This window comes from Pseudomonas sp. DF11, assembly GCF_058148565.1.
On sequence record NZ_JBYVYN010000001.1, the window covers coordinates 909,867 to 923,062 of the forward strand.

The 13,196-nt window shown below is 57.7% G+C and carries 13 protein-coding genes; 10 read left to right on the forward strand and 3 right to left on the reverse strand.

From position 1 onward, the window contains the following. Positions 1–17 precede the first annotated feature (17 nt). The 3 genes from AC30D9_RS03715 (at position 18) to AC30D9_RS03725 (ending at position 2,731) form a co-directional block, all read left to right on the forward strand. Positions 18–1,802, forward strand: a complete 1,785-nt coding sequence (locus tag AC30D9_RS03715; RefSeq protein WP_307571901.1) for an IlvD/Edd family dehydratase — start codon at positions 18–20, stop codon at positions 1,800–1,802. A gap of 139 nt (positions 1,803–1,941) precedes the next feature. Further along, positions 1,942–2,160 (forward strand): tautomerase family protein, encoded by a 219-nt coding sequence (locus tag AC30D9_RS03720; protein ID WP_003200762.1) that lies wholly within the window; start codon positions 1,942–1,944, stop codon positions 2,158–2,160. A 100-nt stretch (positions 2,161–2,260) separates the two neighbouring features. Next, positions 2,261–2,731, forward strand: coding sequence for a DoxX family protein (locus AC30D9_RS03725; protein ID WP_490143454.1), 471 nt, complete (start codon positions 2,261–2,263; stop codon positions 2,729–2,731). A 24-nt stretch (positions 2,732–2,755) separates the two neighbouring features. On the opposite strand, the gene AC30D9_RS03730 is transcribed toward AC30D9_RS03725, so the two are convergent. Then, the gene (locus AC30D9_RS03730; RefSeq protein WP_307571897.1) at positions 2,756–3,433 is read right to left on the reverse strand and encodes a TetR/AcrR family transcriptional regulator; all 678 of its coding nucleotides are present in this window, start codon (positions 3,431–3,433) and stop codon (positions 2,756–2,758) included. Positions 3,434–3,580: 147 nt separating this feature from the next. Between AC30D9_RS03730 and phlG the strand changes: the two genes are divergently transcribed. After that, the gene (gene phlG / locus AC30D9_RS03735; protein ID WP_163858143.1) at positions 3,581–4,462 is read left to right on the forward strand and encodes a 2,4-diacetylphloroglucinol hydrolase; all 882 of its coding nucleotides are present in this window, start codon (positions 3,581–3,583) and stop codon (positions 4,460–4,462) included. A 19-nt stretch (positions 4,463–4,481) separates the two neighbouring features. Here the strand turns inward: phlG and AC30D9_RS03740 are convergent, their stop codons facing one another. Further along, on the reverse strand, positions 4,482–5,108 hold the full coding sequence (locus AC30D9_RS03740) for a TetR/AcrR family transcriptional regulator (RefSeq protein WP_109753234.1): 627 nt from the start codon (positions 5,106–5,108) through the stop codon (positions 4,482–4,484). A gap of 417 nt (positions 5,109–5,525) precedes the next feature. Here AC30D9_RS03740 and AC30D9_RS03745 point away from each other — a divergent pair, with 417 nt between their 5' ends. The 6 genes from AC30D9_RS03745 to AC30D9_RS03770 all read left to right on the forward strand — a co-directional run bounded on the left by AC30D9_RS03745 (position 5,526) and on the right by AC30D9_RS03770 (position 11,815). Then, complete coding sequence (locus tag AC30D9_RS03745; protein ID WP_307571896.1) at positions 5,526–6,608, forward strand: hydroxymethylglutaryl-CoA synthase; 1,083 nt, start codon at positions 5,526–5,528, stop codon at positions 6,606–6,608. Between the two features lie 30 nt (positions 6,609–6,638). Then, positions 6,639–7,835, forward strand: coding sequence for a thiolase family protein (locus AC30D9_RS03750; protein WP_134924731.1), 1,197 nt, complete (start codon positions 6,639–6,641; stop codon positions 7,833–7,835). Between the two features lie 10 nt (positions 7,836–7,845). Continuing rightward, positions 7,846–8,286, forward strand: coding sequence for a Zn-ribbon domain-containing OB-fold protein (locus AC30D9_RS03755; protein ID WP_014337947.1), 441 nt, complete (start codon positions 7,846–7,848; stop codon positions 8,284–8,286). Between the two features lie 157 nt (positions 8,287–8,443). After that, positions 8,444–9,493, forward strand: a complete 1,050-nt coding sequence (locus AC30D9_RS03760) for a type III polyketide synthase (RefSeq protein WP_307571895.1) — start codon at positions 8,444–8,446, stop codon at positions 9,491–9,493. Between the two features lie 133 nt (positions 9,494–9,626). Then, positions 9,627–10,892, forward strand: a complete 1,266-nt coding sequence (locus AC30D9_RS03765) for an MFS transporter (RefSeq protein WP_490143729.1) — start codon at positions 9,627–9,629, stop codon at positions 10,890–10,892. Continuing rightward, positions 10,892–11,815, forward strand: a complete 924-nt coding sequence (locus AC30D9_RS03770) for a fumarylacetoacetate hydrolase (RefSeq protein WP_490143455.1) — start codon at positions 10,892–10,894, stop codon at positions 11,813–11,815. The genes AC30D9_RS03765 and AC30D9_RS03770 overlap by 1 nt, the downstream gene beginning before the upstream one ends. A gap of 58 nt (positions 11,816–11,873) precedes the next feature. Here AC30D9_RS03770 and AC30D9_RS03775 read toward each other — a convergent pair whose 3' ends face one another. Then, positions 11,874–13,115 (reverse strand): MFS transporter, encoded by a 1,242-nt coding sequence (locus AC30D9_RS03775; RefSeq protein ID WP_490143456.1) that lies wholly within the window; start codon positions 13,113–13,115, stop codon positions 11,874–11,876. Positions 13,116–13,196: the final 81 nt, after the last annotated feature.

Here is a 13,196-nt window from a genome sequence, read left to right on the forward strand (position 1 = left end):
CAAGAGAGAAATGAATCATGACTGACACGCCAAAACGCCGCCTGCGCAGCGAGCAATGGTTCAACGATCCCGCCCACGCGGACATGACTGCCCTGTACGTCGAACGCTACATGAACTACGGAATGACCCGCGAGGAGCTGCAATCGGGACGCCCGATCATCGGCATCGCCCAGACCGGCAGCGACCTGACCCCCTGCAACCGTCATCACCTGGAACTGGCACAACGGGTCAAGGCTGGCATCCGTGACGCCGGTGGCATTCCCATGGAATTCCCGGTGCACCCGATCGCCGAGCAATCGCGCCGGCCCACGGCGGCACTGGACCGTAACCTGGCCTACCTGGGGCTGGTGGAGATCCTTCATGGCTATCCATTGGACGGCGTGGTGCTCACCACCGGTTGCGACAAGACCACCCCGGCCTGCCTGATGGCGGCGGCGACCACCGACCTGCCGGCGATTGTCCTGTCCGGCGGGCCGATGCTCGACGGCCACCACAAGGGCGAGCTGATCGGCTCCGGCACTGTGCTCTGGCATGCGCGCAACCTGATGGCCGCCGGCGAGATCGACTACGAAGGCTTCATGGAAATGACCACCGCCGCATCGCCATCGGTGGGTCACTGCAACACCATGGGCACCGCCCTGTCGATGAACGCCCTGGCCGAAGCCCTGGGCATGTCGCTGCCCGGTTGCGCGAGTATTCCGGCGCCCTATCGCGAGCGCGGGCAAATGGCCTATGCCACCGGCAAGCGCATCTGCGAACTGGTCCTGCAAGACGTCCGCCCGTCACAGATCATGACCCGCCAGGCTTTCGAGAACGCCATCGCCGTCGCCTCGGCCCTGGGTGCTTCGAGCAACTGCCCGCCGCACCTGATCGCCATCGCCCGACACATGGGCGTCGAGCTGAGCCTGGATGACTGGCAACGGATTGGCGAGGACGTGCCGCTGCTGGTCAATTGCATGCCGGCAGGCAAGTACCTGGGTGAAGGTTTTCATCGGGCCGGCGGCGTGCCCGCGGTCATGCATGAACTGCAAAAAGCCGGACGCCTGCATGAAGACTGCGCCACGGTCAGCGGCAAGACCATCGGCGAAATCGTACGCAGCAGCCTGACCAGCAACGCCGATGTAATCTACCCCTTCGACACCCCGCTCAAACACCGAGCCGGGTTCATAGTGCTCAGCGGCAATTTCTTCGACAGCGCGATCATGAAGATGTCGGTGGTCGGCGAAGCGTTCCGCAAGACCTACCTGTCCGAGCCCGGCGCAGAGAACAGTTTCGAAGCCCGGGCCATTGTGTTCGAAGGACCGGAAGATTATCACGCCCGGATCGACGACCCGGCGCTGGACATCGACGAGCGCTGCATCCTGGTAATCCGTGGCGTTGGCACCGTGGGCTACCCTGGCAGCGCCGAAGTGGTGAACATGGCCCCTCCGGCGGCGCTGATCAAACAAGGCATCGACTCCCTGCCTTGCCTGGGCGATGGTCGCCAGAGCGGCACATCGGCAAGCCCATCGATCCTCAATATGTCCCCTGAAGCGGCCGTGGGTGGCGGCCTGGCGTTGCTGAAAACCAATGATCGCCTGAAAGTCGATCTGAACACCCGCACCGTGAACCTGCTGATCGACGAAGCCGAGATGACCCGGCGTCGACTCGAGTGGACGCCGAACATCCCGCCTTCGCAAACGCCCTGGCAGGAGCTGTACCGGCAACTGGTGGGGCAACTGTCCACGGGGGGCTGCCTGGAGCCAGCCACCTTGCATCTGCGCGTGATCGCCCGCAGCGGCGAGCCGCGTCATTCGCACTGAGCCAAGGCTGCCGATTGTTCACGCATGTTGAATGCTGATGACAATCCAGAGGGATTTATTCCATGGACCTAAAGGGGAAAGATGCGCGCCAGGGGTCGTTGTCCCTACCGCATCTTTCCTACACCCACGGAGTCGATCCATGCCATTCGCCAACTACAAATTCCCCGAAGGAATCCTGGACCACGCCCGCAAAGAAGAAATCATCCATCGCACCACCGAGATGTTCGTCGAGTACTTCGGCGAAGGGGTCCGCCCGTTCACCATGGTCCTTGTCGAAGAGGTCGCAGACGGCGGATGGGGGCGCGCCGATGAAACACTGACACTGGCGAAAATGGGCCTGCCCGCCAAAGGACAATAGCGCCTTCGGAGTATTCGCAGAGGTATCGCCCCTCGCATCGTGCGGGGGTCGTATCGAACTCATGCGCCGGCGCTTCAAGCCACCCTGCCAGGGATTCCCCATGACAACTCAAGTCTTATCGTCGCTGCGCCACGCGCAGGCCACCGTGACTGCACGGGTCGCCAGCTTCGAACCCTATTTGTACGCCTTGCTGCGGATTGTCTTCGCCGTGGTCCTGTTGACCCACGGTTTGCCAAAGGCTCTGCGCAGCTCACACGGTTCGATGGCGGATCCAATGGCCGCCTCGATCAACCTTATCCAGAACGTGATGGGGCTGCCTTTCGCTGCGCAGCTTGCCTTTCTGGTCATGCTTCTGGAGACGATCGGTGCAGTCATGCTGGCGATGGGGTTGGGTACGCGACTCGTCGCCCTGCTGATCGCCATTCAAATGCTTGCAATCAGCTATGCGCTGGGACCGACATGGCCTTGGATAGACCGAGGCATTGAATTTCCTGTACTGATGGGCTTTCTCGCCCTCTACATCGTCGCGCGCGGCGGCGGAGCCTATTCATTGGACTCGCGCCAGCGGTAGACGCCGATGATGGCGGCCCCGGTGTCAGCTTGTAGCGTCGTGCGCAGTTGCCGCCACTGCCTGGAGGCCGCCAAGGGCATAGCTCATCATGTGGTCTATCAAGCCCTGCGGCTCGAGACTCAACCCCTGCAGTACATGCTGCTTTAGCGGCTGATGGGCTATAAGCAGGAAAAGACAGGGTGCGAAGACGCTGATGGCGCTGCGCAACGTTGTCGGGTGATCCGCCGGCAAGTTCATGATTTGTCCAAGCAAGCCACGCAGGATGTGTGCCTTGGGAAACGATTGCTCCTTGAGCACCACCTCAAACTCGGGAGAAGGCGAAAGCACTTCGCGCGTGAGCACTTTCAGCGCCCAACCATCGGGATGATTGTGCAGTCGCTCGACCAGCACGGTAATGAGCGCACGCAATTTGTCCTGCGGTGAACCTGGCCGCTCGTTAAGCGAAACCAGCGTTTCCAGTTGCACCAACCGAGCATGGGCTTCGAGCAACACTGCGCGATACAGGCCCTCTTTATTCACGAAGTGATAGTTCACCGCCGCACTGTTGGCTTGCGAACGTTCACAAATCTGCTTGCTGGTGGTGTTGGCCAACCCCTGCTCGGCAAACAGTTCACCCGCCTTTTCCAGAATCTGCAGCCGCGTTGCCTGCCCATCGAGCCGCGAAGCACGAGGCAGGGAAGGCTTGCCAATGGCATTGTCCATGAGCTCATCTCTTTATAGTTCTAATTCAAATTTGACTTTTTATTTCAGTCTACCTATTTTGGTCCCGTCATTGTCCCTTTACAACACCGCGTGAGGACTTCGCAGCCGATGCCGCGGCTTCTCACGCACTATCAAGGAAATATCGTCATGGAAGCGCGCGTAATGACACCTTTCACCTACTTCTCATTGCCAATGCAGAAGCAGTTCCTGGCCAATCAACAGGCCATTCAAGGCAAACCCTACGCCGAATTTTTCCGCTCGAAGATCAGCGTGCCGCTCAGTGCTGTCGAAAAAATACAGCAAGGCCCCATGCCGCTGGCTGACACCTTGACGCCCAGTATTGAAGACCTCAACCGCATGCTCGCTGCTGATTTCATTAGCGAAGAGGCAGGCTACGCCTTGCTGCCAGGGCCGATGGCTTATGTGCAAAGCCGCAAGTTTTTTCCCAACTGCACAGCTGAGATGCTCAAGTGGTGGTTCATGTGGCATCCATTGGAGGCTGAACGCTACACCTTGTGGTTTCCTTATGCCCATGTGGAAAACCCCTGCGTTCATCACGAGCGTCTCAGCGACACTACCTTGAGCTTTGAGGAAAGCTTGTATGGGAATACCTTTTGCGCCTCTGAATACGTCGGCGACCGTCTCATGCACCTGCACATTCATTTCAGGGATCCCTGCGAGCTGGGCTTCTGTCCGGATCTGTATCGCGAATCCAAGATAGACGGCAGCGTTAGCGCCTTGATGAGCCTGGCCCACGAACCGCAAGTGCCGGTGTCGCTGATGGCGCACTTGTTCAAGGAATGCCCGGAAGGTTTGTACCTGACGAGCCGTTACTGGGTCGGTAGCCACCCTGCCATGCAGCGTTTCCCAGGCGCCGAGCGAGCCGCCCAGCTCCTGGAAGAAAGCGGCCTGGGGGAAGTGGAGTTGGAAACCCTGGCTTATGAATTTGCAGTGCATGACATGTGCGAGTTCAATCACCTGGCCAGCATCCTGCCGAGCCTTCATGCGCAATTCAGTGGCGCAAAGTAAGGACAACCCCACCCGATAATCAGGCTTCGGCGGCGCCCTGAACCGCTGCCGAAGTCGGGCGCAATACCCCGTTCAGCAGAAGTGTCGTGAACTCATTGATATCCGCTTCCACCTCCAACTGCTCAGTCAACAGCCGATACCAGCAGAACCCAAAGATCATGTCCAAAAGCAGTTCACGCGACGTATCCTTTGGCAACTCGCCTTGCTGAATGGCATTTTCCACCAGCTTGCGAGGCAACTCCCTACGCCGCTCCATGAATTCATCTTTCAGTTTTGGCAGCGTACTGGGATCGAGTTGGGCCTCAGCGATGACGCACCGAAAAGCCTCCCCGCAAATCGTTTCTCGCCAGACCTTCCATAGATTGAGCAGCAAGAAATTGAGGTTCTCCTTGAAGGAGCCTTTATCAGGCTCTTTGCGAATCTGCTCGCTTTCACTCTCGTAGACCTCGGCGATCAAGGCTGCCTTGTTACCCCACCACCGATAGATGGTCGGTTTACTCGCGCCAGCACGGCGAGCCACCGCCTCGATGCTCAACCCCGAATAACCGCACTCCTTAAGGGTTTCTATGGCGGAAATAATGATCGCTTTATGCGTGTGAGGGCTCCTCAATGAGCCAATGGAGCTCCGAGATGGTTTACGGGCCATAATTCAAAATCTCCAATATGGCGCTTGACAAAAGAGACTCAGGGTATAGGATTCTCTCGAAAAGCAATGAAACGGATCGTTTCGTTTTGTATGTTTATTTGATCTCAGCTTCTGCTTAGCAGCGGGCCTCTGGAGCGCTTATTGCCTCTATGTAGGGAAATCGGAGAAGGAAAGTCATAAAATTTTAACGCAACCTTAACGATACGGCACGTTTCGTATCATACATAACAATTGTACAAGAATAAACCCATTGTTCACATGCTGACCGGTAGGTTCCGCCTTGTGAACCTGCCTATTTACGGGCATAGGAGCGCCAGTATCACTTTGCGGGCACCAATAGATAGTTTCTAAATATTTCATGCGCTTGTCACGGCCCCCGGCCAACAGGTGAAAGAACGGAATCTGGAGGATGTACACATGAATAAGGTAGGAATTGTGAGCTATGGCGCGGGTATCCCGGTCTGCCGGCTCAAGGTGGACGACGTGATCCAGGTGTGGAAAAACACCGATCTGAGTTTGGTAAAGGGCCAATTGGGCGTTATTGAAAGGGCCGTCCTGCAACCCGACGAAGATGTCATAACCTTGGGTGTCCTCGCCGCCCAACGCGCGCTGGACAAGGCACCACCTTGTTCTCTCGAAGCGCTTTATCTCGGCACCTGCACTAATCCTTATGACTCCCGGGCCTCGGCCGCAATCATCCTGGAAATGCTCGGCTGCGGCTATGACGCCTTTTGCGCAGACGTGCAGTTTGCCGGCAAGTCAGGCACCAGCGCCCTCCAGATCGCATACGCCTTGGTAGCGTCGGGCATGGTGGGCAACGCTTTGGCGGTGGGTGCCGATACGATCAACCGCAACACCGCCCCCGGTGACTTGACGGAGTCCTATGCCGGAGCCGGGGCCGCGGCCTTGCTGTTGGGGACAGAAAATGTGATCGCGCATTTTGACGCAAGTTTTTCTTGCGCGGCGGATGTCGCTGACAACATCAGGCCTCAAGGGGACCGCTATATCCGCTCGGGAATGGGATTGGGCTCGGACAAGAACAGTATCGGCCTCGAGGACCAGACTCGCCGCGCCGCCTCGGGATTGATGGCCAAGATCCATGCGCAAGCCGATGATTTCGATTACGTCGTCTTCCAACAAAACCTGGTGTCGACCCCCTACTCTCTCGGCAAGCACCTGGGATTCACGAAGGCCCAAATCGAACCTGGCATCTACGCCCAGAGTGTCGGCGATGCTGGAGCCGCGAGTCCTTTACTGGGCTTGGTCAACGTACTCGATCAAGCGCGTCCTGGCGAAAGAATCCTGGTGGTTTCCTATGGCTTCGGTGCGGGCAGCGATGCCATCGCCTTGACCGTCACCGATGCCATCGAAGCCTATCAAAAGACCAACGTTCCGCTGCGCACGCAGCTGGAGGATAAGTACTACGTGGATTACGGGACGTCGATCAAGTACGAGTTCAAATACTTGCGGCCCGACTATGCCCTGACGGCCTATCTCTGATTCCAATCATCCAGCAAGGAGCACCTTTTTATGTGCGCACGACGCGTTGCTATCGTTTCGGCTGCCTATACCCCTAAACCTGGCAGTTCCAGAGTTCGCCAGACTTTCAAGGAGATGATCGTCGAGTCCGCCTACCAGGCACTCAACGCCATCAAGATGCACCCTCGCGAACTTCAGGCAGTTGCCTATGGGTACCATGGTGAAGGTATTTCTGAATACGGAGGTCTGGGCCCAACCATCTCCGATGCCTTGGGAATCAGCCCTGCCCCCACGTTCATGAGTACGGCCAACTGCACCAGCAGTTCGGTGTCTTTCCAGATGGCTCACCAAATGGTCGCCTCAGGTGAATACGACATCGTTCTGTGTGGCGGCTTTGAAAAAATGACCGATCACTTCAACTATGCCGAGTACATTGGCTCAAGCACTGAGTGTGAATACGATTATTTTCTAGGCATCTCTCACACAGACGCCTTCGCCCTGGCGACCGCCGAATATTTTGAAAAGTACGGCTATGCAGGACGCGAAGCGGATGTATTGGCCACTTTCGGGCGGCAGATGCGCATTTATGCCCATAACACTCCCACGGCTACCCGTTATGGCGTGCCGATCCCGTCTCTCGAAACACTCAAAAGCAGCGAAGCATGCGGCTCCATGCTGGCCTGGGGTGAAGCCAGCGGTTGCGCCATCCTGGTTGCCGAACACCTTGTGCACCGCTACACGACCCAACCGGTATTTGTCCGTGGCTGTGCCTACACCGGTGTGTCGCATTATTTCGGCACTCGCTATCACAACCCGACGTTGCAATTTCCGGGGCTGCCAAAAGATGTCGGCATGGCGGTTTCCGCCAACTCGCTGGCCTGCGCCGAAATCGCCTACAAAAAAGCCGGTATCACCGCAAAGGATATCGATGTGGCGCAAGTCTACGACTTGCTGGGCGCCGGGTTGATTCAAATGGAGTCCATGGGCGTATGTGGTCCAGGCCAGGCAGGCGACTTTGTATTGGAAGGCGGCATAGCCCTTGATGGGCAACTTCCCCTGAACACTGACGGCGGCAACATCGGACGCGGCCACGCTTCCGGTTGCGATGGGATTTTGCACATTACTGAATTGTTCCGGCAGCTTCGCGGCGAGTCCAACAATCAAGTCAAAGGCGCGCGTATTGGCGTCTCGCAAAACCTGGGCGGTTACGCCGCGCACAACAGCGTCATTGTGCTTTCCAACGATTAAGGAGCCGACCATGTCCCTTTACCCTGAACAAATTCACCGCATGACCACCGCCAGCATGTTGCGCGAATGGCGCGAACACGGTGGCAAATACCGCCTCGAAGGCAGCCGATGCCAGGATTGCGAAGAAATCTTCTTCCCTCGGCGCACAGTTTGCGGCGCGTGCAACTCGTTGAATGTAGAACCGTATCGCTGCGCGCGCACCGGCACTATCCAGGTCAGCGCACACGCCGAGAACCCCATTCTTGCGGCCATGGGCTACGGCGAAACCGTGCCCCGCTTCATGGCGATGGTGCGCCTGGATGACGGTCTGGTGATTGCCTCGGAAATAGTAGACGTCATCGATCCGCGACAAGTCGTCAGCGGTGCGCCCGTGCGCATGGTCATTCGAAAACATGTCCGGGAAAGTAACTTGGCCTGGCAATATGCCTATAAGTTTGTATTGGTGAAATAACAAACTTAGACGCCGCCATACCCCGCGTTATTGATAACAACAGTCAAGTTTTTGGCCTCCAAGCCCGTTGCTTTGATTCTGTCTTTCAGAGTCCAGCTTTGCTGTTATTGCCTTAAACATGTTTCTAACTTTATTGGCTTTTAGCCGAGGACTTGTCATGTCTACTCTTTGCAAACCCAGTCTGCTGTTCCCGCAATATAAGATCACCCAGCAACAAATGATCGAGCATCTAGAGCAGTTGCATGATGATCACCCGAGAATGGCTCTTGCCAAACGCATGATTCAAAACACACAGGTGAACGAACGATACTTGGTCCTGCCCATCGATGAACTGGCGGTGCATACCGGCTTCACCCATCGCAGCATTGTTTATGAGCGCGAGGCCCGCCGCATGTCATCCATCGCGGCGCGCCAAGCCATCGAGAATGCCGGGCTGACCACCGACGACATTCGAATGGTCGCTGTGACATCGTGCACGGGTTTCATGATGCCTTCGCTGACGGCCCACTTGATCAACGACCTGGGCCTGCGAACGTCGACCGTACAACTGCCTATCGCTCAATTGGGATGCGTGGCAGGCGCTGCGGCGATCAATCGAGCCAATGACTTCGCCAGCCTCGCGCCGGACAACCATGTGCTCATCGTCTCCCTGGAGTTCTCGTCGCTCTGCTATCAACCCCAGGACACCAAGTTGCACGCATTCATCTCAGCGGCATTATTCGGCGATGCTGTATCGGCCTGCGTAATGCGAGCCGACGATCAGGCGCCTGGTTTCAAGATCGCCAAGACGGGGTCTTATTTCCTGCCTGATAGCGAGCACTATATTAAATACGACGTCAAAGACAGTGGCTTTCACTTTACCCTGGACAAGGCGGTCATGAACTCCATTAAAGATGTCGCACCCATGATGGAGGAATTGAACTACGAGACCTTCAATCAACATTGCGCTCAAAATGATTTTTTCATCTTCCATACAGGCGGACGGAAAATTCTTGATGAACTGGTCCTGCAATTGGACTTGGAACCCGGCAGGGTCGCGCAATCCCGCGACAGTTTGAGCGAAGCCGGGAACATCGCCAGCGTGGTGGTCTTCGATGTGCTCAAGCGCCAGTTCGACAGCGGACCTGACAATGGCGCGACGGGCATGTTGGCGGCCTTCGGCCCGGGTTTCACCGCTGAAATGGCCGTGGGCAAGTGGGTCGCCTGACAGACCGGATAAAACACCAGCACCCAGCCAGGGGCACACCTGCCCCTGGCTACAGGCGTATTGATCGCAGGCGTTCAACCTCGTTCGAGAGAGCTTCGAAAGCGCTAGGGAAAGAAGGGGAAAGAACATGGAGATGAAGTATCTGGTCGCTCGACCTTGGGGCGGCTATGAAAGACGCATGATCATACTTTTGTCGCTGAGCTTCGGGCTGGTAGGACTGGACAGGTTCATCATCATGCCGCTGTTCCCGGTGATCATGCGTGACTTGGCCCTGGACTATCAGGACTTGAGCATGCTGTCGGCCATCCTGGCATTTGCATGGGGAGGCTCGGCCCTGTTCATGGGTGCCGCCATCAGGGTATTGGGCACCAAGAAGTTGCTGGTGCTGTCGATCACCCTGCTATCCCTCCTGGCCGGTGCGTCCGCATTGATCACCAGCCTGGTGGGCCTGGTGCTCTTGCGTGCCTTGATGGGCGTCTGTGAAGGTGCATTCACCCCGGTCAGTATCATTGTTACCGATGAAGTCTCGCAGCCCTGCCGGCGCGGACTCAATCTGGGTATTCAACAGGCATTGTTCCCCATCATCGGCCTGTGCCTCGGACCGCTGCTGGCCGGCGTCTTGCTGGAAGTGTTCGGATCCTGGCGTGCCGTGTTCGCTATCATTTCGTTACCCGGCCTGTTAGTGGCCTGGTATCTCTATAAAACTTACCAACCCACCCAGGCGCCCAGCACGGCGTCGATTGCTCGCGCCTCCAGAAGCCAGTGGAGGACGGCCCTGTCCAGCGGCAATGTGCGGCTCAATATTGCCTTGATGCTGTGCATCCTGACGTGCCAGTTCGTGCTGTGTGCCCTGCTCCCCAGCTACCTGACCGACATTCTGCACCTGAGCAATTTCTCCATGGCCATGATCATTTCCGCCATTGGCCTGGGTGGTTTCTTTGGCCAACTGGTCATTCCCGGCTTGTCCGACCAACTGGGTCGCAAGCCCGTGGTTTCCATCTGCTTCATGGTCAGCGCATTGTTAGTGGGCTTATTGATCATCAGCCCTGCGCTGCCCTGGCTACTGTTTCTTCAATTATTTTTCTTGTCCTTCATCAACTTCAGCCTGATCTGCATAACGGTTGGCCCGCTGACCAGCGAATCAGTACCGCCCAGTTTATTGGCCACCGCGACAGGGCTGGTGGTGGGCTGCGGAGAGATCCTGGGCGGAGGCGTCGCGCCTGTTATCGCCGGCTACATCGCCATGACGTGGGGCCTCACCGCAATCCTGTTCCTGGCACTGGCCGGAAGTTTGACCGGTGGGTTGCTGTCCTTGTGGCTCAAAGAGGCCAACCCGGTCTTCAACGGGCTCAAGGACTATGCCCCCCTATCCGCACGCTTGACCCTGGAGGATAAGTAATGACCCATTATGTGATGTTGCTGGACTCTCCAGTGCCGCAAGGAGGCCTTGGTGTCTTTGACTTCAAATCCGGTCAAAGTCGGGAAGTGCGCCCTCCCCAGGGAAATCTTTATGAAGCCCTGGCCCATTGTGCTGAGCGGAATATGGACTGGGAGTCCTATCTAAAGGGCCTGCCGTCCACGCCCTACCCGCTTACGCCAGCGGCGGTGAAATACCGACCGCCGCTAAAGCCCGATAACAATCTGTTGGTTCAGATCAGCGAAATCACCCTCTGTACCGCCAAGACAGAACAAGCCTGGTACTACAAAGGCAACGGTCGACTGCTCAAGACCGACGGCGACCCTTTGCAGGTGCCTTATCATTCACAAAGCATCAGTAGCGAGCCGTGCATTGTCTGCCTTTACTGGGTCGACCAGTTTGGCGCGCTGCGCTTCATTGGTTTTACCCTGGGCAACGATATTCACGATCATGTATTGCACAGCCGTGACGCCATTTCTTCAACCCATGCCCACTTGCGTACCTGTGCGATTGCCCCGGCCTTGATCGTGGGGGAATTGCAGGCTGATCTGGCCATCAACGTCCAGATAGAACGCGATGGCCAACCCTTGACGGCAAGTCACCATCGGATGAGCTTGCATCGCTGGCAGAGTTTGCGCCGATATTCCCAAGAGTTCCTGGAGAAACACGAGCAGTTTCTCGAGCCCGGACTGGTCCACTACGTGTTTCACAGCTTGAGCCATCGCACTGCGAATGTGCCGCTCCAACACGGTGACTGGCTCAGCATCGACTGCCCCGAGCTGGAGCTGGCCATGAACAATCAAATCGTCGAAGAGGAGCTCGTTTCGCTAGTTCCATTGCCTGCGCGGCGCACGCCTGACCATGGCTGTTTTGACCTGCCCCTGCCCGTGCCTAAGAAGTTCTGATCAACCTCTATGAGCATCGATTGGGTCAGCTCACCATCGAGCAACGTCCCTTCCCCCATCAAAGGTGTGCCGGGGCACCGGGCTGTGAAACGCGTCTAGGCACGAAGGTCTCGGGCAGCGCCAGCAACAGGCCGAAGGCCAGCGCGGCAATCGCCGCCAGGGTCAGGAACGCGGCGCTGTAGCCGGCCCCTTGCACGACAAAACCGGCCAAGCTGTTACTCAACGCCGCGCCGAACCCGAACACCGTCGAGAGCACTCCGAGACTGACGTTGAAACGTCCGGTGCCCTGGGTCAGGTCCTTCACCACCAGGGGAAACAGCGCGCCAAACAAACCGGCACCGATACCATCGAGCAACTGCACCGCCACCAACCAATAGGGGTCATCCGAGAGCACGTACAACACACCTCGAATGGGCAGGATCAGGAAGCCGGCCAGCAACAACGGCTTGCGTCCCCAGACATCGGCCTTGACGCCGACCAGCCACGCCATAGGCACCATGACCAGTTGCGCGGCGACGATGCAGGCCGACGTCAGCGGCGTGGCCAGGTGTGCATTGGCCTGAGCGAGCTTCTGACTGACCAGCGGGAGCATCGCCGCATTCGCCAGGTGAAACAGCCCGCAGCAAATGGCGAACAACAGCAGCGTACGGTTATCCAGCAACACGCGCAGCGCCGAGGGTACCGGGCCCTGCATTGATTGACCGACCTCCAGGCCCCGGGCCACATCATGGTCGATGGCCTCGGCGGACACGCAACTGACCGCTACGATGCTGGCCAGTGCCATCGCGGCCATCAGGTAGAACACCGCGATAGGACCGAACAACCAGGCGAACCCACCCGCCAGCAGCGCCGCGCAGGCATTGCCCGCGTGGTTGAATGTTTCGTTGCGTCCAGTACGCCGCGTAAAGGCCCTGGCGCCGGTAATGCCCAGGGAAATCGCCGCAATTGCCGGCGCGAAGACCGACGCCGCCACGGCGCCGAGCGCCTGGGTCAACGCCACCAGGCCGAAGGAAGAAGTGAACGGTAGCACCAGGCAGCCCAGCGTCACCAACAAGGCCGACACGGCCACCACGGCGCGCTTGCTGCGCACCCGGTCGATCAGCGCTCCAGCGGGCGCCTGGGCAACCAGTCCGGCCATCGCCGCCACTGTCATCACCACGCCAATGCTGGCCGGGTCCCAGCGATGCACCGCCAGCAGGTAGATCGCCAGGTACGGCCCCAACCCATCACGCACATCCGCGAGAAAGAAGTTCAGGCCATCCAGGGAAAGGTTGTTGCGTCGGTCCAGGTTTCGATCCACAGCGGTCTCGATGAGGGTTTTGCCCAAAGTTGATTGACGCCATGATGTCGCAAAGAATCGAACCGAACCACCGTGACGAAC

Excerpts from the sequence above, each read along its gene's own strand:
- AC30D9_RS03755 (WP_014337947.1), top strand. The coding sequence starts at position 7,846 with ATGTCCCTTTACCCTGAACAAATTCACCGCATGACCACCGCCAGCATG.
- AC30D9_RS03730 (WP_307571897.1), bottom strand. The coding sequence starts at position 3,433 with ATGGACAATGCCATTGGCAAGCCTTCCCTGCCTCGTGCTTCGCGGCTC.
- AC30D9_RS03760 (WP_307571895.1), top strand. The coding sequence starts at position 8,444 with ATGTCTACTCTTTGCAAACCCAGTCTGCTGTTCCCGCAATATAAGATC.
- AC30D9_RS03715 (WP_307571901.1), top strand. The coding sequence starts at position 18 with ATGACTGACACGCCAAAACGCCGCCTGCGCAGCGAGCAATGGTTCAAC.
- AC30D9_RS03740 (WP_109753234.1), bottom strand. The coding sequence starts at position 5,108 with ATGGCCCGTAAACCATCTCGGAGCTCCATTGGCTCATTGAGGAGCCCT.
- phlG (WP_163858143.1), top strand. The coding sequence starts at position 3,581 with ATGGAAGCGCGCGTAATGACACCTTTCACCTACTTCTCATTGCCAATG.
- AC30D9_RS03745 (WP_307571896.1), top strand. The coding sequence starts at position 5,526 with ATGAATAAGGTAGGAATTGTGAGCTATGGCGCGGGTATCCCGGTCTGC.
- AC30D9_RS03770 (WP_490143455.1), top strand. The coding sequence starts at position 10,892 with ATGACCCATTATGTGATGTTGCTGGACTCTCCAGTGCCGCAAGGAGGC.
- AC30D9_RS03725 (WP_490143454.1), top strand. The coding sequence starts at position 2,261 with ATGACAACTCAAGTCTTATCGTCGCTGCGCCACGCGCAGGCCACCGTG.
- AC30D9_RS03720 (WP_003200762.1), top strand. The coding sequence starts at position 1,942 with ATGCCATTCGCCAACTACAAATTCCCCGAAGGAATCCTGGACCACGCC.
- AC30D9_RS03765 (WP_490143729.1), top strand. The coding sequence starts at position 9,627 with ATGAAGTATCTGGTCGCTCGACCTTGGGGCGGCTATGAAAGACGCATG.
- AC30D9_RS03750 (WP_134924731.1), top strand. The coding sequence starts at position 6,639 with ATGTGCGCACGACGCGTTGCTATCGTTTCGGCTGCCTATACCCCTAAA.